The sequence below is a fragment of the Devosia ginsengisoli genome, assembly GCF_007859655.1.
Taxonomy (GTDB): Bacteria; Pseudomonadota; Alphaproteobacteria; order Rhizobiales; family Devosiaceae; genus Devosia; species Devosia ginsengisoli.
On sequence record NZ_CP042304.1, the window covers coordinates 1,882,283 to 1,900,814 of the forward strand.

Consider the following 18,532-nt stretch of genomic DNA (forward strand, 5'->3'; position numbering starts at 1 on the left):
TGACGCGGGTTGTCATGTCGCATGTCAAAGCCGGCAGCGAAGGCGGACCCCGAAGCGATTGCCGCCCCGTAGGAAATTAAAAATGAGACGACAATCGCCCCGGGGTGCCGGTTTTTGGAACAGCACGGGGAGTCGCGCACACGCTTCCGCCCGGGCTCGAACCTGTGGGAGAGGCAAAACCCCCACCCGACCCACCCCACCACCGTTCGCCTGCAGGCCGCCGTATGGAGTGATGCGGGAAGGATACGCGAGATTTTGGGGGCGGGGATAAGATGGATACGTGGCCCCTCAGTCGACACCCTCCGCGATTGCCTACGCATCGTGCCACGTCCCCGAGGTCATCCCGGCGGAGGCCGGGACCCATCCTGAGGTCTTTCCACGTTCACTGCGGGGTCCAGTCACCACAGGATGGATTCCGGCCTGCGCCGGAATGACACGGCGGTGGTGAAAGCCTGGTGCCCTGTCGCTTGCACGACCTGCCGAACCGCGCCAAGCTCGGCCATCGCCCCGGATGACCGCACTTGAAATCAGCTTTCGAAGAATTCTCATCCACCTACATCAGTGGCTCACAGTCCGCCCGCGTGAAAACCGAGCGCTGGGTGGCCGACTGGATGTACTGCATCAATTGCGGGGCGCCCCGGCTCAGCCAGTTCCCGAACAACAGCCCGGTAGCCGACTTTTTCTGCCCAAGCTGCCAGGATCAGTTCGAGGTCAAGTCGACCAAGAAGGCGATCGGTGCACGCGTTGCCGATGGCGCCTACTTCACCAAGATCGAGCGACTACAGTCTGCAACTAACCCAAACTTGCTGCTGCTCGGCTATGACGCGACCGCAGATGCAGTGCGCAATGTCTGCATCGTGCCGAAGCACTTCTTCACGCCTGACATCATCGAGAAGCGCAAGCCGCTGGGGCCAAATGCCCGCCGCGCGGGCTGGGTCGGCTCGAACATCCTGCTCGGCAGGGTGCCCGAAGCCGGCCGCATCTTCGTGTTTCGCGATGGCATGGCCGAGCCGAAGGACGACGTTCTGGCAAAATCGCGGCAGACACTATTTTTACGCGAAACCGGCGGAGCCGCGCGCGGCTGGCTCATCGAGGTGATGAAAGCGGTCGAGCGTCGTAGCAAGTTCAGCCTCGACGACGTCTACGCCTTCGAACAGCACCTGAGTGCGCTCTACCCCGAAAACAACAATGTCCGCCCCAAGATACGCCAGCAACTCCAAGTCTTGCGCGACAACGGCTTCCTGGAGTTCACTGGTCGCGGTCAGCATCGACTCGCACGGAGGACCTGATGGCCTGGTATCGCAACCACTATCACTGCGGCGACTGCGGCACGGACTGGGAAGATGAATGGTCTTGCTGTTGCGACGACGAGTGTCCAGAGTGTGGGTCGCGGCATTGGTCGCCACTTGCGAGTGAGGACCTTACGGAGGTCATCGCCGAACGAAAGTCGATCTTTGCAGTCCTGAGATCGCCCGCGCACGCCAGCGACCGGCCCCGATACACACAAATCGCCGAGTTTAGCTCACGCGAGCTAGCCGCCAAGCTCATTGTTGATGGCGAACTGACATGAAGGCGGCGCCGGCTGAGTCTATGGCACACCGGCGACCAGTGCAGCCAACTTCGCGTGATGCCAAGATGAACAGGGATGGGGGTAATCTTCGATGCGGTCATTTGCCGACGCTTGGAACCTTATGTCGGCGCTATACAACGACCTTTCTGAAGGAGAGGACCATAGCGATTTCTTTAGCGATCCACCATTGCTGGCGCATTACACTACAACATTTGTGCTGGAACAGATCGCCAAATACAATCAAATTTGGTTTGGCAATCCACTCCTTATGAACGATATCGAGGAGGTTCGCTTTGGCATCAATGAAGGTCTACGGACCTTTCTCGCTAGCCAAATAATTAGAGATTCCTTCGCGAGCCCAGCCGATGCCGAACACTTTGAGAGGCAACTGAACGCCGCGTATCAAAACTTCGACTCCAATCACGCCTTCGACACTTACATTTTGTGTCTGTGTGAACACTCTCGAACAGACGAGGACGGGTTGCTGTCGATGTGGCGAGGCTATGGAGACTCCGGAAAGGGGGTTGCTGTGGTATTCGATCCGCGCGGCGTCCTTGAGACTCCGACTTCGCCCCTGATCATCGCCAAGGTTAGGTACGCCAGTACCGATGATCGCTACGGCTGGTTCGACAAGATCGCCGGGGAGTTTGCGGGGATTATTGCGCAGCAGAGAATTGAAGGGTCCGACGAAGTAGCTGGCTCGGCATGGGGCCTTTTCGCCCGACTTCGCCAATTCGCGCTTTTTACGAAGCATCATGGCTTTAGCGAAGAAAGGGAGTGGAGGCTGGCCTACCTACCAGAACGTGACCCGGACGGTGGTCTAAAGCAATTCCTAGGCTACCATAACGGCGCGCGAGGCATTGAACCCAAGCTCAAGCTGCCCGTTGCTCCCAATGCTGCTTTTGGCGGCCAAGACATTTCACTTGAGAGGCTGGTGCATTCTATCATTCTCGGTCCCTCAGCATCGTCAGCGATCGCGGTACGATCAGCGCAGCGCATGCTTGAGTTGCTGAATCGCCCAATCTTGGCCCAGCGCGTCCAAGGTTCGACGATCCCGTACCGGAACTACTGAAGGCGGACTGATAATCAGTAAGCGAGTCATTTGCTAGGCGAACGCCCTCGGGAGCTACCCCGGGGCGTCCCAGATCGACTACCGCGTCAGCGGCTTATACGTCGCCCGCTTCGGGTTCACGGCATCCGCGCCCAGCCGGCGGATCTTGTCCTGCTCGTAGTCCGCGAAGTTCCCCTCGAACCACTCCACATGGCTGTCGCCTTCAAACGCCAGCATATGCGTCGCCAACCGGTCGAGGAACATGCGGTCGTGGCTGATGATCACGGCGCAGCCGGCGAATTCCTCCAGCGCTTCTTCGAGCGCGGCGAGGGTTTCGGTGTCGAGGTCGTTGGTGGGCTCGTCGAGCAGCAGCACGTTGGCGCCTGATTTGAGCATCTTGGCCAGGTGCACGCGGTTGCGCTGCCCGCCGGAGAGATTGCCCACCTTCTGCTGCTGGTCGCCGCCCTTGAAGTTGAAGCTGGACGTATAGGCGCGCGAATTGACCTCGCGCTTGCCCAGCATCAGCACTTCGTCGCCTTCCGAGATTTCTTCCCAGACGGTCTTGTTGGGGTTGAGGCTGTCGCGGCTCTGGTCGACGTAACCCAGATGCACATTCTCGGCCACGGTCACCGTGCCGGCATCGGGCTTTTCCTGGCCCGTCAGCATCTTGAACAAAGTGGTCTTGCCAGCGCCGTTCGGCCCGATAATGCCGACAATGCCGCCCGGCGGCAGCTTGAAGGTCAGGTTGTCGATCAGCAGGCGATCGCCGAACGACTTGCTGAGCCCGTCAATGTCGATGACATTGTGGCCCAGCCGCTCGCCGGCCGGGATGATGATCTGTGCCGTGGACGACATGGTGCGGGCTTCGTTGAGCTTGACCAGGTCGTCATAGGCCTTGATACGGGCCTTGGACTTGGACTGGCGGGCCTGGGGGCTCTGGCCCATCCATTCGCGTTCGCGTTCCAGCACCTTGGCGCGGGCCGCGTCTTCGCTCTTTTCCTGCGCGAAGCGCTTGGCCTTGGCGCCGAGATAGGCGGAGTAATTGCCCTCATAGGCAACGCCGCGGCCACGGTCGAGCTCGAGAATCCAGCCGGTGACATTGTCGAGGAAGTAGCGGTCGTGGGTGATGATCAGCACCGCGCCTTCGAATTCGCGCAGGTGGCGTTCCAGCCACGCCGTGGTTTCGGCGTCGAGATGGTTGGTCGGCTCGTCCAGCAGCAGCAGGTCCGGTTTGCTGAGCAGCAGCGCGCACAGGGCCACGCGGCGGCGCTCACCACCCGACAGCTTGGTGACATCGGCATCGCCGGGCGGGCAGCCCAGGGCTTCCATGGCCACTTCCACCTGTGATTCGAGATCCCACAGGTTTTCCGCGTCGATCTTGTCCTGCAGCGCGGTCGCTTCATCGGCCGTCTCGTCGGAATAGTCCATCATCAGCTCGTTATAACGATCGACGATGGCCTTCTTTTCCTTGACGCCGGTCATGACGTTGCCGAGCACGTTCAGCGCCGGGTCGAGCTCGGGCTCCTGCGCCAGATAGCCCACCTTGGCGCCCTTGTCGGCCCAGGCTTCGCCCTGGAACTCGGTGTCGATGCCGGCCATGATCTTGAGCAGGGTCGACTTGCCCGAGCCATTGGGGCCCAGCACGCCGATCTTGGCGTCGGGGTAGAAGCTGAGATGAATGTTGTCCAACACCTTCTTGCCGCCGGCATAGGCTTTGGACATTCCGTGCATGTGGTAGATGAACTGGCGAGCCATAGGCGTCGTCACCCCTTTGCGTAGGCGCTGAAGTGTTTAAGGTTGGCCGTATGTAGGCCAAGGCCGTGCCGGGGGCAACTGCCCCTCGCGCATGATGGGCGCTTGCATCCTGTTTCTTCCAGTGCGCCACAGGGGCGACGCGCAATTCCGGGATTGAAGATGGACAAACGCATCCACCAAGCCATCCGCCTGATCGAGGAACAGGTGGGCGAGCGCATCGCCCTGGATGACATTGCCGGCGCGGTCGGCCTGTCCCGCGCGCAATTCAACCGCCTGTTCATGGCCGGTACGGGCGAGGCGCCGTCGGACTATCTGCGGCGCATCCGGCTCGACATGGCGGCGGCGCGCCTGCGCTGGACCCAGCAATCGGTCGGCGCCGCTGCCGTGGAAGTGGGCTATGACAGCCAGCCCAGCTTCACCCAGGCCTTCGGGCGGCGCTATGGCGTATCGCCCGGCTCCTTCCGGCAGGACCGCGAGCGCTGGCCCGACAAGGACAGCTCCGGCATCCATGAGCGGCGGGTGCGCGTGGTCGAACTCGATGGCTTCACCTGCTGGGGGCGCCGCTATATCGGCCCCACGCAGAATGCGCCGCACCACTGGCAGCATTTCCTCGCCGGCCTGCCGCCCGCGCTCCGCGATACGGCGACCTTTGTCGGCATATTGCGCGACGACCTCCGCTTCACCCCGCCCGACAGGGTGCGCTACGACTGCTGCATCCTGCTGGGCGATGATGCCGACACATCCGCCCTGCCCGACGACCTGCTGCCGATCACCACCCATCCCGGCATGGCTGCGACGGTTCGGCACCGGGGCGGCTATGGCCATGACGAGCGCACCGGCCTCTGTGTCGCCAATACCTATGCCTTCCTGCTGGACGAATGGATCAGCGCCAGCCGGCACACTTTCGCCGCCAATTACGTGCTCGAAATCTACACCGAAACACCCGGCCGACTGGACCCCGACATGGCCGAGTGCACCATCATCGCACCCATTCTTTAGAACGCGTAGCGCACCGCCGCGGTCACCGCATGGCGCTCGACATCATGCAGGTCGATGCTGGAATCGGTTTGGCGATAGGTGTAGCCGAGGCTGGCCGACATGCCCTGCGCCACCGCATCGGACAGATCGAACGTCAGCATGGCCCCCAATTGGTGCGTCCTGTCCTCACGCCCCTGCGGGAACATGGCGAGGCTGTCGTCATAGGCTGCCATCTCATAGGCATAGCTGAGATCGAGGTCGATCTGGGGTGCCAGCACCGCCGAAACACCCAGGCGCGGCGCGTGCGACCAGTAGGAATAGAGCGGGCTGCCCGCCTCCGACCGGCTGACGACATAGTCGAGATTGGCCGACAGGCCGGGCATCAGCTCATACTGCACCCCCGCTGTCGCACTGCGCAGCACGCTGTTGCGATTAGCGTCGGCTGGCAGGTCGAAGCGACCGATAAAGCCGCTGACGCCGAAGGATAACTCCGGCGTCACCGCCAGGCTGGCGCGGGCGCCGAGCCCGGCCGATGTCTGGTCCACCGCGCCATTGCGCCAGTTGACGCCGAAATCGCCCTGCAGATTGGCGCTGAACGGTCCCTCGCGGAAAATCACCCCCGCCGTGCCGCGCGCGAATTGCCGGGAATGGCTGGCATCCACCGTATAGAGATTGGCGCCGACATCGGCGCGCAGCACCAGCGCGAATTGTGCACTGAGCGGCTGCAGGTAGCTGGTCGACAGGCCCAGTGTTATGGCATTGTCGGGCTGGCCCTGGCTGGCCGGGTTCAGGTTGAGCAGGATCGGAAACGCCCCCAGCATCGCCTGGACGGAAGTGGCCGAGGTGCCGGCATTGGCATTGCTGTCGAACAGCACGCCCAGGCTCGCCTCGCCGCTCAGCATGGCCGGCGGCAGGGTCTCGGGCACCTGCTCGACCACGATGACGCCACTGCTTGCGGCCGCTTCGAGCACCAGCAACCGCGCCACGATGATCGGCGCGTCAACCTGCTGCAGGATACGCCGGTAATCGGCCATGGCGCGGCCATACTGCCCCAGCCCGGTGCGGCATTCGCCGAGCCTGGCCACCGCCTGCAGATTGGCGGGCGATGCCCCGAACGACGATTCGAGCAGGGTGCAGGCACGCTGCCATTCCCGCAATTCCAGCAGCGTATCCGCCCGCGCCAGCACCGCAGCTTCCGCCTCGGTCGCAGCGGTGAGATTGGCCCAGGCCGGTGCGGCCGTCAGCAGGGACGCGGCCAGCACTGCCCCCAGCGCGACGTGACGCGCCCTCATTGCTGGCCTCCGAATTTGCCATGCACCAGGCCCGCATTCGGCCCGCCATCGACCGTGGCCCGCCAGTCGCCACTGACAATGTCCGCCATCGATCCATAAAAGCCGCCCGACCACTTGCCGTCTTCGATGACGCCGCCAAAGGCGCCCGAATACCAGATGTCACCGGCCATGGCATGATTGCTGCCGCCGATCTGCGCCGTGCCGCCGAATTCGATATCGCCCGCGAGATCGGGATTGGCCGAACTGAAATTCATCGCGCCCGACACGTCCCGCGTATTGAAATCCACCACCAGCGTCAGGTCGCCCGTCGAAGCTGCGCCGCCAGGCATCACCGCAACGGCCGAGCCCGTATAATAGCCGCTCAACACCGTGGGCAGCACATCACCCCAGACCGGCCGAATGCCGGCCCGATAGGCTGGGTTGCCAACCGTGAAATCTTTCAGCCATGCTTGCAGGGTCGCCGCACCCTTGTTGGCGGGGTGCGGCTGCAGCGCCTCGGTGAGTGCGAAACCCGGCACCTTGGTTTCATTGAAGTCCGTGACAACAGGAAGCGGTTTTATCGTCTCGCGGTCGAACTTGCCCTTGGCCGCCTCGGCCAGCTTGACCGCAGCGGCGATGCTGGCGAGATGCTGCGCCTGGCTGGCCTGCAAGTCCGCCAGGATTTTCTGGATGGAAAGCCTCAGAGTGGTGGGGTTCAGATTGCCGCCCGCTCCATAGAGGCTGGGCGCGGGACTGGCACCTGGTGCCGGTGTGGGGGGAGAGGCCGGCGGAGGCGGCAGACCAAGGACCGTGGACAGCAGTTGCGCCATGTCTTCCTTGATCATCGATTCCGGCGGCTTGCTGGCCAGCACGTCCTTGATGCCGCTGAACGTACTCTGCGCCTGCACAGGCACGGCAACCAGAAGAAACCCGGCCGCAGCCATCAGCACATGCGAGCCCTTACCCCAGTAAGTCATGCTATCCCCCAAATCAGTTGGGGCAGACTAGGGAGGGGTGTGAGGCTCGTCTTATCCGTACTTCTCATTCCGCGCGCAAAATGCGGGCACTGCGGATCAGGCCAGCAGGTCGAGCTCTTCCAGCGCGTCGCTGGCGACCAGACGATCCCGCCCCTGCGCCTTGGCCCGATAGAGCCGGCGGTCGGCAATGGCCATGATTTCGGCCTGCTCCATGCCCCGCCCCGCTGCGGCGAGACCGATACTGGCGGTAACGCGCAGTCCCGGTCCCAGATCGGACCAGTTGGCTCGCGAAAACGCCTCGCGCACCGCTTCGGCCACCGCCGCCGCCGGCTCGATATCGAGATCGGGGAACAGCAGCGCAAATTCCTCGCCGCCCAGCCGGAAGGCCCGCATGCCCCAGCCCAGCCCGTTCAGCAGCTCGGCGGCGCGCCGCAACACCGCATCCCCAACCAGGTGGGAATAGCTGTCATTGACCGCCTTGAAGTGGTCGAGATCGAGAATGCCCAGGCAGAAGCGGCTGCCGCGCAACGCCTCGATGGCCGCATCGAACCGCCGCCGGTTCGGCAGTCCGGTCAGTGCATCCTGCCCGGCCTGTTCCTCGAACACTGCCGCCCTCGCCTGCAATTTACGGGTCTGCAACTGCATTTCCACCAGTTGCGCCCGCCGCCGCGTTACGTCGCCCATCTGCCGCTGGTAGGCGATGTGGAACTGCTTGTAGAGGCCGAGCGCCTGCTCGAAATTGCCCAGTGCCTCATGCACTTCGGCCAGTCGCCTGATCGTATTGGCCTTGTGGTCGGCATTGGCATTATCCGCCGCCAGCGCCACCGCTTCCTCGCTCAGTGCCAGCGCTTCGGCCAACTGGCCGGCATGGGTCAGCAATTCGGCGCTGGTATAGATGTAATGGATGCGCTCGCGCAGCCCCACCGCCCCGGCCACCGCCTCCCAGCGCGCCAGATAGGTCCGGGCCAGGGCAATATTGCCCGTCAGCACATGATATTCGGCCCCGTTACACAAAGCCGTGCGCAATGACCAGCTATCGCCACACCCGTCCGCCGCCACGATGGCGCGGTCATTGTTGACGATGGCGAGCTCGCGCAGGCGGCGCCCTTCCGCCATGTCGCCCCGGCTTTCCGCCGCCTCGGCCATGGAAACCTGCGAATAGGCCAGGTTGGTGAGATAGAGCGACCGCTCCGAAGGCAGGTCGAACCCCGCCACCAGTTCCAGGCACCGCTCCAGCAGCGGCACGGCCAACTGGTCCTGCCGGCAATACATCAGCGCAATGGCCTTGGCATTCATGGCAAAGGCCAGCATGCCCTGGTCGGGCTGCATCTCGGCCAGCCGCATCGCCGTCTCCGCCTCGGCAAAGCCCTCGTCGACCAGCCCCATTTCCACCAGGAGCCAGCTATAGATGGCCGAGGCATTGGCATGGCCATGGGTGCGGCCATGCTGGCTCCACAACTCCTTGGCCGCCACCGCGCAGTCTATGCCCTCGTCGGCCAGCCCCAGTTGCAGGCAGAACCAGGCGATCTGCGTCAGGCATTCAGCCATGCCCGGCCCGTCTTCCGCATCCTGCACCAGCCCATAGAGCCGGCGCGACTCCGCCAAAGCCTCGGCCGAACGCCCGGTACGGCCCATGCGCCAGCACGCGGCAAGCTGTTCGGCAAAAGGCGTCGGCGACTGGTCGGACACGTCAGCAAAGCACTCGATAAGGACGCCTTATTGGAGCGCGATCCCGTAAAGATTCAGCAAAGTCCAGTCGTTGCAATTGTTTGACTCGACGGATCAGCCCTCCGGCGCCACCCGGATCAGCCTGCCATTGTCCGCATCGGTCAGCAGATAAATCGCCCCATCCGGCCCCACCCGCACATCGCGGATACGGCCCAACTGGCCGGCAAACAGCCTCTCCTCGCCGACGATTGCGTCGCCCTCCACATCGAGCCGCACCAGCAATTGCCCGCTGAGCCCACCCGCGAGCAGGTCACCCTGCCAGTCCGGCAACAGGTCGCCCTCGTAGAAATCGAGCCCGGACGGCGAAATCGACGGGTCCCAGTAATGCAGCGGCTGCTCCAGACCTTCCTTCTCGGTGCCCTCCCCGATCGGCACGCCGGAATAATCGACCCCATAGGTGATGACCGGCCAGCCGTAATTGCCGCCGGCCCGGGGCATGTTCACCTCGTCCCCGCCGCGTGCGCCATGCTCCACCGTGAACAACACGCCATCGTCACGCAAAGTCGCGCCCTGCGGATTGCGATGGCCCTTGCTCCACAATTCGGGCGCCCAGCCCTCCGGTTTCGGATTGTCATCCGGCACCGAACCGTCAGGCGCAATCCGCACGATGGCCCCGGCCAGGTCCATCATGTCCTGCGCCCGGTCCTGGTCGCCGCGCTCGCCCAAAGTCACGAACAGGTTGCCGTCCTGCCCGATCACCACACGCGACCCGAAATGCCGGTTGGTGGTGGTGAAATTGTTCATGCGGAAGATGACCGTGCTGTCCTCCAGCCGCCCGCTATCGCCTTCCAGCACCAGCCGGGCCGACAGCAAAGCCGTCCCCTGCCCACGCTGCAATCCGGCATCCTGCGCGCGCTCGGAGAAGGTGAGATAGATCTGCCCGCTGGTCTCGAAATCAGGCGCCAGCGCCAGGTCGAGCAACCCGCCCTGCCCCTGGTTATAGACTTCCGGCAGGCCGGCAATCGGCTCGCCCACCACGCCGTCATCGATCACCCGCAACTGCCCGCTGCGCTCGGTCACCAGCATGCGTCCATCGGGCAGGAAGCCGAGCGCCCAGGGATGGTCCAGCCCCTCGGCAATGACCGTAGCAGTGAGATTGCCGGCACTCGACTCGACGGTCTGTGCCGCAGCAGTGGGAACAAGCGCCAGCAGCGCGGCGGAGGTTATGGCAAAGCGAAACATCTGAGGCCTTTCGACGCGATCGGGAGTAAAAACTTGAACCCGCATGTGAACATGACCATCTTCATGCCGACACCCGCTTGACCGAAACGCGGCAGGCGGGCAATTTGAGCCCATCTCCCCTCAAAACTAATCGTGAAGCGCACGCCGAACGGGATTTTGGCTGGGAAGAAGGCTATGAGAGCATCGCGCGGAGAAGCGGGAAACCGCTTGTCCGCAAAAATGCTATGACATCAAAGACTTGGAGCCGCATCGCGGCTCTGTCGTGCCGAGGAGGCTACGAATGGACAAGATTCCGATGACGGTGGGTGGCCACAAGGCGCTCACCGCCGAGTTTGAGCATCGCACTGCCAATGAGCGCCGTCGCATCATCGACGCGATCGCCGAAGCGCGTGCGCATGGGGACCTGTCCGAAAATGCCGAATATTCGGCTGCCAAGGAACAGCAGAGCCTCAACGAGGGCCGCATCAAGGAACTCGAGACCATCCTGGCGCTGGCCGACATCATCGATGTCAGCAAGCTCAGCGGCACGTCGGTCAAGTTCGGCGCCACCGTGACCTATCTCGACGAGGACACCGAGGAAGAAAAGACCTATCAGGTCGTCGGCGATCCCGAGGCCGATGCCTCGGCCGGCCGCATCTCGATTTCCTCGCCCATCGCCCGCGCCATGATCGGCAAGTCCGAGGGCGATTCGTTCGAGGTTGCCGCACCCGGTGGTGCCCGCAGCTACGAAATCATCAAGATCAAGTATGTCTGATGCCCAATTGGTGGGCATTTGCCTGCCTCGGGTGTGACATTTCCGTCTGTTCCACAGGCACGTGGCTGCCGGAGGAATGGTTTGCCTTGAAAGAATACTCCTTCGGCCCTTAACTTAGGGGCAGAGGGAGTATTCGCATTTGTCGGAGAGCGTCGCGATGCACGCGAAAGTCATCATCATCGGTTCCGGCCCGGCCGGTTACACCGCCGCCATCTATGCGGCGCGCGCCATGCTGGAACCCGTGATGATCCAGGGCCTGCAGCCGGGTGGCCAGCTGACCATCACCACCGATGTCGAAAACTATCCCGGCTTTGCCGATGTCATCCAGGGCCCCTGGCTCATGGACCAGATGAAGGCGCAGGCCGAGCATGTCGGCACGCGCATCGTCAGCGACATCATCGTCAGCGTCGATTTCGACAAGCGTCCCTTCACCCTGACCAGCGATAGCGGCGTGGTCTACACGGCCGACAGCGTCATCATCGCCACCGGCGCCCAGGCCAAGTGGCTGGGCCTGCCCAGCGAGCAGAAATTCCAGGGTTTCGGCGTGTCCGCCTGCGCCACCTGCGATGGCTTCTTCTATCGCAACAAGGAAGTGCTGGTGGTCGGCGGCGGCAATACCGCGGTCGAGGAAGCCCTGTTCCTGACCAATTTCGCCTCCAAGGTGATTCTGGTGCACCGCCGCAACGAGTTCCGCGCCGAACGCATCCTGCAGGAGCGTCTGTTCAAGAACCCCAAGATCGAAGTGCGCTGGAATACCGAGATCGTCGAGGTCGGCGGCTCGCCCATGCCGCCTTCGGTCAACACGGTCACCCTGCGCGACATTGCCAGCAATCGCACCTATGAGCAGCCGATCGACGGCATCTTCATCGCCATCGGCCACGCGCCCGCCACGTCCATCTTCGCCGGCAAACTCGACATGAAGCCGGGCGGGTACCTCCAGGTGAAGCCGGGCACGACAGAAACCAACATCCCCGGCGTCTTCGCGGCGGGCGATGTGACCGACGACGTTTACCGCCAGGCAATCACGGCCGCAGGCATGGGTTGCATGGCGGCCCTCGAAGCGGAACGATACCTCGCCGAACACGAACTCGCCGAGGCGGCGGAGTAACAGCCGACCAACTGGAAAGCGTCATAAGAAATGCTCGACTGGGACAAACTCCGGATTTTCCACACCGCCGCCGAGTCGGGCAGTTTCACCCATGCCGCCGAAAAGCTCGGCATGAGCCAGTCGGCCGTATCCCGGCAGATTTCCGCCCTCGAAGACGATCTGGGCCTCAAGCTCTTCATCCGCCATGCGCGCGGCCTGGTGCTGACCGAAGTGGGTGAGCAACTGTTCCGCACTGCCCACCGCATGCATTGGGAGCTCCAGCAGGTTGAAACCCAGATGTCCGAGAGCCAGGACGTCCCCACCGGCCCGCTCATCGTCACCACCACGGTGGGTATCGGCTCGACCTGGCTCAGCTCGCGCCTCGATGAATTTTTGAAGCTCTATCCGCTGATCCAGCTCGAAATCCGCCTCAACGACGCCGAGCTGGACCTGGCCATGCGCGAGGCCGACGTGGCCATCCGCCTGCACCGGCCCAACCAGTCCGAGATGATCCAGCGCAAGCTGTTCACCGTCCACAACCACTTCTACGCGTCCAACGCCTATATCGACGAGTTCGGCATGCCCACCAGCGCCGAACAGCTCGATGATCACCGCATCATCAGCTTCGGCGAGCCGGTGCCGTCCTATCTCGGCGATATCAACTATCTCGAACGCATGGGCCGCACCGATTCCAGCCCGCGCCGCGCCGCGCTCAAGGTCAACGCCATCTATGGCATGATGCAGGCCTGCCGCGCCGGCATCGGCATCGCCATGCTGCCCGACTATGTCACCGAAAAGGAAGACGGCCTGGTCCAGGTGCTGCCCGAAGTCGAGCTGCCGGCCTATGAAGGCTTCTTCGTCTACCCCCCGGCCCTCAAGAACTCCAAGCGCGTCGGCGTCTTCCGCGACTTCCTCGTGGCCAAGGCAAGAGAGTGGAGCTTCTGACCCGTCGGCTGGTGCCAATTTGCGCCTCACGCTCCACAACCACCGGGTCACCCCGGCCTTGAGCCGGGGCCTATTTTGAGATCGGGCCGCACACCGCCAGATCGCGGTCTGAACCACCATCTTGCGGCCGCGAAGAAATCTCGAGATGGATCCCGGCTCAAGGCCGGGATGACATCGCGGATGTGGTAACGCCAGCGCACACAGCCTTCCACAGCCAACCTCTCCGCGAGGCCCCCATGCCCATCACCACCATCGCCCTCGATGCCGACGATACCCTCTGGCAGAACGAACAGTTCTTCCGCCTCACCGAGCAGCGCTTCGCCGACCTGCTTAAGCCCTATACCGATGCCACCGACCTCAATGAGCGCCTGATCGCCTCGGTCACCAAGAACCTGAGCTTCTATGGCTTCGGCATGAAGGGCTTTGCCCTGTCCATGGTGGAAACCGCGCTCGACGTCACCGACCACCGCGTCCCCGGCACCGTCATCGCCGAAGTGCTGGCGGCCGGTCGCGAATTGCTGAGCTATCCCATCGAAACCCTGCCCTATGTCGACCAGGCGCTCGACCAGTTGCAGCAGACCCATCGGCTGATCCTGGTCACCAAGGGCGATGTGTTCGACCAGGAGCGCAAGCTGGCCGCCTCGGGCCTGGCCGATTATTTCGCCGCCATTGAAATCGTCGCCGACAAAACTGCGGCCACCTATGCCCGCATCTTCGAGCGCCATACCGATGGCCCCGACCACACGGTCATGGTCGGCAATTCGCTGCGCTCCGACGTGCTACCATCGCTCGAAGCCGGTAGCTACGCCGTCTATGTGCCGCATGACCTGACCTGGTCCTATGAACATGCCGAGGAACCCGAAGGCCAGCCGCGCTATGCCCGCATCGCCCATCTCGGCGAACTGGCCGACGCCATCGCGCAGTTCGACGGGTCGCGCTAAGCTACGTTCATCGCCAATTCAGGCGGACACGCTAGCAGCGGCGCCATAAGTCTTGGGGGAGCAACACATGCGTTACGTCGCTGCGATCGGCATCCTTCCGCTTATCCTTCTCTCCATCCTGCCCGCCCGGGCACAGGCCGAGATGGCCACCATCACGCCCGAGCAGATCGGCCAGATTTTCTGCATCGGCCGCCTCGGCAACGACATGTCGCCCGTAAGCGGCGTGATGAACGACGACCTCGCCGCGCTCATCGAAGATGCCTTTGCCAGCAGCAATGCATACCTGGATCGTCATCCAGGCGACAAACCGCCTATGGGCGACGGCGTGCGCTGGAGCAGCTTTCCCGACTATGCCGATGGCTGCACGGTCGGGGACGCCTCGATACGGGACCTGGTGGCCTATGTCGTGATCAACTACACATTCTCCGATTATCCCGAGGCCAATTACTCGGACACCCTGATGCTCCTGCCCAACTATCCCGAGAATGGCCCTCCCTACATCTGGCGCCTTTACGACATAAATCTGGGCGACGGCACGACCACGCGCGAATTCCTCTACGGCGCCCTTGAGGCTTCCGCCGAATAATACCCGGCGCCCTTCTCTCTGCGGTTCCCCTTGATTCGGCATGATTATTCGAAATCGCATGCGCGAGGCGCATGGCTTCCATGTCACCTGCCCGATTGTTGAGCAGAAGCTCGCGGCCTATATGCCCCACAGCACAGCGGGCGCTTCTCCTCCTCCCTTGCGCCCTGCTGCGTTCCCTCCTTGCGGGAATTCGTTCCTGCAACTTATGTGGCTCCGCTCTCCCCTCGAGCGGGGCCACATTTTTATCCAGCCTACGCGAAATTGCATGGCTGACATGTTCGTCATCGTATTGTCTACCGATCCGATAGAGTTCATATTGTCATTGTCGCTGAGACGCGCTCCGTATCCTCCTCCCTCGGACCCCGTATCGCGACACCGAACCGGGATCGTATCCTCCTCCCTCGATCCAGGTTCAACGGCAGAGCGCATATCCTCCTCCCTTGCTCTCTGCCCCACTTTCGATTTGGCTTCGGCCCTATCATCAGGCTCCAACTTCGGTTGGAGCCTCTTTTTTGCTCTATGACCCAGAGACCTCATGGTGAGCTTGTCGAACCACGAGGTCGCGCGAGTGGCGCTATCGTGCCACGCCCGCATGGTTCGACAGGCTCACCATGAGGGCTGCCAATGCCAGGTGGACAACTTGTCGCTGTGCGAAATGCATGGCAGTCATGTTGACCCATCTATTGCTGACCAAACGGTCAAAACCTATATTGGCTTTGTCGCTGGTGAAGCCGCTCCGTATCCTCCTCCCTCGGACCCGCTTCTTGCGACACCGGATCTAGGCCATCTCCTCCTCCCTTGGCTTGGGTCCACCGGTTCGGCGCATATCCTCCTCCCTTGCGCTGGGCCAAAACTTTCGATTTGGCTTCGGCCCTATCATCAGGCTCCAACTTCGGTTGGAGCCTCTTTTTTGCTCCGGGCATGAACCGGCCAGCGAATCTGCATGGCAGCGTTTCCCATTGCGCGTTTGTGTCGCGCCGGCGGGAGTCCGATACTCCCGCTCGACCAAACCAGCGGCGTTCGTGGCGCCGCTCCTCCAAGGTCAGATGCTTCGGCTGACGACCTCTAAGGCCCTGCCCATCCCCTCGGGCGGGGCCTTTCTTTCCCCGCCCCCGGCAAGTTCTGCCGCCCCGGCGCGCGGCGGAAACGCCAACATTCTGTTTTCGCTGAATTTTCCATCCGGCACGCCATTTGCATCACGGTCTTCGACCGATCGCAGGAGCATCCGATGGTTGTCGTCAGCAGCGCTTATTCCACCAATAGCTATTACAAGGCCGCCGCCTCGGCCCAAGCCGCCGGCGCGGCCAGCACCAGCAGCGTGGCAAACACCACCACCACGGAACAGGCCGCCACCTCGGTCACCCTGTCCGACGAAGCTCGTGCGGCCCTTGCCGACCGCGACTTCGCCACCGTGATTACAGATGCCCGCGCCAAGCTCACCACGCTGCTGACCGAAGCCGACCGCACCTCACCGCTCGAAGGCGGCAAGCTGGCGCTCGATCTCACCAGCCTCGATGCCCGCGAACTCTTCGCCATGGCCAGCGACGACAGCTTCACTTCCGACGAGCGCGACGCCGCGGGCCTAGAAATGCAGCGCCGTTTCGAAGCCGCCCTGTCCGGCCCCGCTGCCATTGCCGAAGTCACCGGCAATTTCACCGCCCTCTACAAGGCCGCTGCCGAATATCTCGACAGCCTCAGCCCCGAGGAAAAGGCCGGCACCGACTGGATAGCCGGCCGCGCCGCCGTCACCGAAGCGCAGAAACAGTTGCAGATCGCCCCCAAGACCATGCCCGATGCCGGCGAGGACGATCCGGTGGCGCTCTATCTGGCGCTGGTCGAGGCCGGCAAGTCCGCCGAGCCGCAGGACATCGCCGACGTGGCCACCGGTGCCCGCAAGACGCTCGACGCCCTCTATGCCGACGCCATCAAGGCCGGCAAGGTGCCCACCTTCAACAAGAACACCACTATCGGCACCTATATCGACATGTCCAAATTCGGCAGCCGCACCCTGTCCGCCATCGTGCTCGACAAGACCGGCCAGTTCACCGATCAGGAAGTCAGCGCCGCCAATGCGGCCATGCGCAGCAAGAGCGGCGCCGCTTTGCTGGCCGGCTTCCAGAACGCCGCCAAATCCAGCGACCCCACCGCCTTCAGCCAGAACATCATGTCCCTCTTCGCCTCGATGAGCCCGGAGGAACGCCAGGCCGCCGGCTGGAGCGAGCAATTCTACCAGGCCGCCGTCCAGAGCTACCAGTCCACCACCAAGCTCATGGACATGTTCGCCCAGGCCGGCGGCAGCAATACCGGCTTCCTGAGCTGGCTCGGGAAATAAGCGACCACTCAAGCACTCGCCCCACCCACCAGCCGTCACCCTCGGGCTTGACCCGAGGGCTCTGCACTTGATGAGCGAACCGCAAGTATAGTCCCCTCGGGTCAAGCCCGAGGGTGACGATCGAGTTTGGGTGACGCCTAGCGTATCCCCGCGCAGAACCCCTGTATCCGCGCCACTGCCTCTTCCAGTTCCGCATTGCTGGCCGCATAGCTCAGCCGGAAGTGCCCCGGCAGGCCAAACGCCGCGCCATGCACCAGCGCCACGCCGGTTTCCTCCAGCAGCGCCATGACGAAATCCTCGTCAGTGTTCAGCGCCTTGCCCCCGGCGCTGGTCTTGCCCAGCAGCCGCTTGCACGAGGGAAACACGTAGAACGCCCCCTCCGGCGTCAGGCAATCGAGCCCCGTATTGGCATTGAGCCCCTTCACCACCAAGTCCCGCCGCTCCTGGAACACCTGCCGCCATTCAGCGAGGAATTCCTGCGGCCCGTTGAGCGCTTCCACCGCCGCCCATTGCGCGATGGAGCTGGGATTGGTGGTCGACTGGCTCTGCAGCTTCAGCATCGCCCCCAATATATGCCGCGGCCCGGTGCAATAGCCGATGCGCCAGCCGGTCATGGCATGCGACTTGGACACCCCGTTCATCGTCAGCGTGCGGGGCTGCAAGGCCGGCTCCACCTGCGCGATGGTGGCGAATGTGCCGCCGTCATAGACCAGCACTTCATAGATATCGTCGGTGAGGATGTGCACATGTGGATGCCGCAGCAGCACCGCCGCCAGCCCCTTGAGCTCGTCCGCCGTATAGGCCGCCCCGCTGGGATTGGACGGCGTATTGAGGATCAGCCACTTGGTCCTGGGCGTGATCGCCGCTTCCAGCACATCCGGCTTGAGCTTGAAGCCCGTCGTGTCATCGGCCACGGCAAAAACCGGCTCCGCCCCGCACAGCCGCACGATTTCCGGATAGCTCACCCAATAGGGCACCGGCACCACGACTTCGTCGCCCGGATTGAGCGTCGCCATCAGCGCATTGAAGATGATCTGCTTGCCGCCCGAAGCGACGAAGCAATCCGCCGCCGTCACATCCAGCCCGTTATCGCGCCGGAACTTGGCCGCCACCGCTTCCTTCAGCTCGGGAATGCCATCGACATTGGTGTAGCGCGTCTTGCCCTCGGCCATGGCGCGGATGGCCGCCTCGCGTACATGCAGCGGCGTGTCGAAATCCGGCTCGCCGGCGGAAAGCGCGATGATATCGCGCCCCTCCTGCGCCATGGTGCGCGCCTTCTGGCTGATCGCCACCGTCGCCGACGGCGCCACGCGCTCCAATGCTTCGGACAAGAACCCCATTCGTCACTCTCCCCGGAAATCCGGGCAAACTGATA

At 63.0% G+C, this 18,532-nt stretch carries 15 protein-coding genes; 9 read left to right on the forward strand and 6 right to left on the reverse strand.

What is annotated here, in order from left to right; translation table 11 throughout:
* Positions 1 to 521 precede the first annotated feature (521 nt).
* Together FPZ08_RS09245 and FPZ08_RS09255 are read left to right on the forward strand one after the other, a co-directional pair.
* Positions 522 to 1,289 carry a DpnI domain-containing protein gene (locus tag FPZ08_RS09245; RefSeq protein ID WP_146289702.1) on the forward strand — a complete coding sequence of 256 codons (768 nt, stop codon included), beginning with the start codon at positions 522 to 524 and terminating at the stop codon, positions 1,287 to 1,289.
* Positions 1,290 to 1,661: 372 nt separating this feature from the next.
* On the forward strand, positions 1,662 to 2,642 hold the full coding sequence (locus FPZ08_RS09255) for a DUF2971 domain-containing protein (RefSeq protein WP_146289704.1): 981 nt from the start codon (positions 1,662 to 1,664) through the stop codon (positions 2,640 to 2,642).
* Between the two features lie 78 nt (positions 2,643 to 2,720).
* On the opposite strand, the gene ettA is transcribed toward FPZ08_RS09255, so the two are convergent.
* Entirely contained in the window at positions 2,721 to 4,376 is a 1,656-nt protein-coding gene (ettA, locus tag FPZ08_RS09260; RefSeq protein ID WP_146289705.1) for an energy-dependent translational throttle protein EttA, read from the reverse strand.
* A 159-nt stretch (positions 4,377 to 4,535) separates the two neighbouring features.
* On the opposite strand from ettA, the gene FPZ08_RS09265 reads away from it, so the two are divergent.
* Positions 4,536 to 5,375, forward strand: a complete 840-nt coding sequence (locus FPZ08_RS09265) for an AraC family transcriptional regulator (protein WP_146289706.1) — start codon at positions 4,536 to 4,538, stop codon at positions 5,373 to 5,375.
* Here the strand turns inward: FPZ08_RS09265 and FPZ08_RS09270 are convergent.
* From FPZ08_RS09270 to FPZ08_RS09285, 4 genes are all read right to left on the reverse strand, one after another.
* Positions 5,372 to 6,646, reverse strand: coding sequence for a surface lipoprotein assembly modifier (locus FPZ08_RS09270; RefSeq protein WP_146289707.1), 1,275 nt, complete (start codon positions 6,644 to 6,646; stop codon positions 5,372 to 5,374). The two genes, FPZ08_RS09265 and FPZ08_RS09270, sit on opposite strands and share 4 nt — an antisense overlap.
* On the reverse strand, positions 6,643 to 7,602 hold the full coding sequence (locus tag FPZ08_RS09275; RefSeq protein ID WP_146289708.1) for a HupA family protein: 960 nt from the start codon (positions 7,600 to 7,602) through the stop codon (positions 6,643 to 6,645). The genes FPZ08_RS09270 and FPZ08_RS09275 overlap by 4 nt, the downstream gene beginning before the upstream one ends.
* A gap of 96 nt (positions 7,603 to 7,698) precedes the next feature.
* A complete protein-coding gene (locus tag FPZ08_RS09280; RefSeq protein ID WP_146289709.1) occupies positions 7,699 to 9,291 on the reverse strand; it encodes a GGDEF domain-containing protein in 1,593 nt (530 codons plus the stop codon).
* Between the two features lie 93 nt (positions 9,292 to 9,384).
* Complete coding sequence (locus tag FPZ08_RS09285) at positions 9,385 to 10,512, reverse strand: PQQ-dependent sugar dehydrogenase (protein WP_146289710.1); 1,128 nt, start codon at positions 10,510 to 10,512, stop codon at positions 9,385 to 9,387.
* 280 nt (positions 10,513 to 10,792) lie between these two features.
* Between FPZ08_RS09285 and greA the strand changes: the two genes are divergently transcribed.
* From greA to FPZ08_RS09315, 6 genes are all read left to right on the forward strand, one after another.
* Entirely contained in the window at positions 10,793 to 11,266 is a 474-nt protein-coding gene (gene greA, locus FPZ08_RS09290) for a transcription elongation factor GreA (RefSeq protein WP_146289711.1), read from the forward strand.
* A 157-nt stretch (positions 11,267 to 11,423) separates the two neighbouring features.
* Complete coding sequence (trxB, locus tag FPZ08_RS09295) at positions 11,424 to 12,374, forward strand: thioredoxin-disulfide reductase (RefSeq protein WP_146289712.1); 951 nt, start codon at positions 11,424 to 11,426, stop codon at positions 12,372 to 12,374.
* Positions 12,375 to 12,404: 30 nt separating this feature from the next.
* Positions 12,405 to 13,298: a LysR family transcriptional regulator gene (locus FPZ08_RS09300; protein WP_146289713.1), complete on the forward strand. Its 894-nt coding sequence runs from the start codon at positions 12,405 to 12,407 to the stop codon at positions 13,296 to 13,298.
* A gap of 236 nt (positions 13,299 to 13,534) precedes the next feature.
* Positions 13,535 to 14,239 carry an HAD family hydrolase gene (locus FPZ08_RS09305; protein WP_146289714.1) on the forward strand — a complete coding sequence of 235 codons (705 nt, stop codon included), beginning with the start codon at positions 13,535 to 13,537 and terminating at the stop codon, positions 14,237 to 14,239.
* A 67-nt stretch (positions 14,240 to 14,306) separates the two neighbouring features.
* Complete coding sequence (locus tag FPZ08_RS09310; protein ID WP_146289715.1) at positions 14,307 to 14,825, forward strand: hypothetical protein; 519 nt, start codon at positions 14,307 to 14,309, stop codon at positions 14,823 to 14,825.
* A 1,228-nt stretch (positions 14,826 to 16,053) separates the two neighbouring features.
* Complete coding sequence (locus tag FPZ08_RS09315) at positions 16,054 to 17,157, forward strand: hypothetical protein (protein ID WP_146289716.1); 1,104 nt, start codon at positions 16,054 to 16,056, stop codon at positions 17,155 to 17,157.
* 137 nt (positions 17,158 to 17,294) lie between these two features.
* Here FPZ08_RS09315 and FPZ08_RS09320 read toward each other — a convergent pair whose 3' ends face one another.
* Positions 17,295 to 18,497, reverse strand: coding sequence for a pyridoxal phosphate-dependent aminotransferase (locus FPZ08_RS09320; RefSeq protein ID WP_146289717.1), 1,203 nt, complete (start codon positions 18,495 to 18,497; stop codon positions 17,295 to 17,297).
* Positions 18,498 to 18,532 lie beyond the last annotated feature (35 nt).

What these genes read in the sequence shown, in the direction of transcription:
- FPZ08_RS09255 (WP_146289704.1), top strand. Translation starts at nt 1,662, where the DNA reads ATGCGGTCATTTGCCGACGCTTGGAACCTTATGTCGGCGCTATACAAC.
- ettA (WP_146289705.1), bottom strand. Translation starts at nt 4,376, where the DNA reads ATGGCTCGCCAGTTCATCTACCACATGCACGGAATGTCCAAAGCCTAT.
- FPZ08_RS09265 (WP_146289706.1), top strand. Translation starts at nt 4,536, where the DNA reads ATGGACAAACGCATCCACCAAGCCATCCGCCTGATCGAGGAACAGGTG.
- FPZ08_RS09270 (WP_146289707.1), bottom strand. Translation starts at nt 6,646, where the DNA reads ATGAGGGCGCGTCACGTCGCGCTGGGGGCAGTGCTGGCCGCGTCCCTG.
- FPZ08_RS09275 (WP_146289708.1), bottom strand. Translation starts at nt 7,602, where the DNA reads ATGACTTACTGGGGTAAGGGCTCGCATGTGCTGATGGCTGCGGCCGGG.
- FPZ08_RS09285 (WP_146289710.1), bottom strand. Translation starts at nt 10,512, where the DNA reads ATGTTTCGCTTTGCCATAACCTCCGCCGCGCTGCTGGCGCTTGTTCCC.
- greA (WP_146289711.1), top strand. Translation starts at nt 10,793, where the DNA reads ATGGACAAGATTCCGATGACGGTGGGTGGCCACAAGGCGCTCACCGCC.
- trxB (WP_146289712.1), top strand. Translation starts at nt 11,424, where the DNA reads ATGCACGCGAAAGTCATCATCATCGGTTCCGGCCCGGCCGGTTACACC.
- FPZ08_RS09300 (WP_146289713.1), top strand. Translation starts at nt 12,405, where the DNA reads ATGCTCGACTGGGACAAACTCCGGATTTTCCACACCGCCGCCGAGTCG.
- FPZ08_RS09305 (WP_146289714.1), top strand. Translation starts at nt 13,535, where the DNA reads ATGCCCATCACCACCATCGCCCTCGATGCCGACGATACCCTCTGGCAG.
- FPZ08_RS09310 (WP_146289715.1), top strand. Translation starts at nt 14,307, where the DNA reads ATGCGTTACGTCGCTGCGATCGGCATCCTTCCGCTTATCCTTCTCTCC.
- FPZ08_RS09315 (WP_146289716.1), top strand. Translation starts at nt 16,054, where the DNA reads ATGGTTGTCGTCAGCAGCGCTTATTCCACCAATAGCTATTACAAGGCC.
- FPZ08_RS09320 (WP_146289717.1), bottom strand. Translation starts at nt 18,497, where the DNA reads ATGGGGTTCTTGTCCGAAGCATTGGAGCGCGTGGCGCCGTCGGCGACG.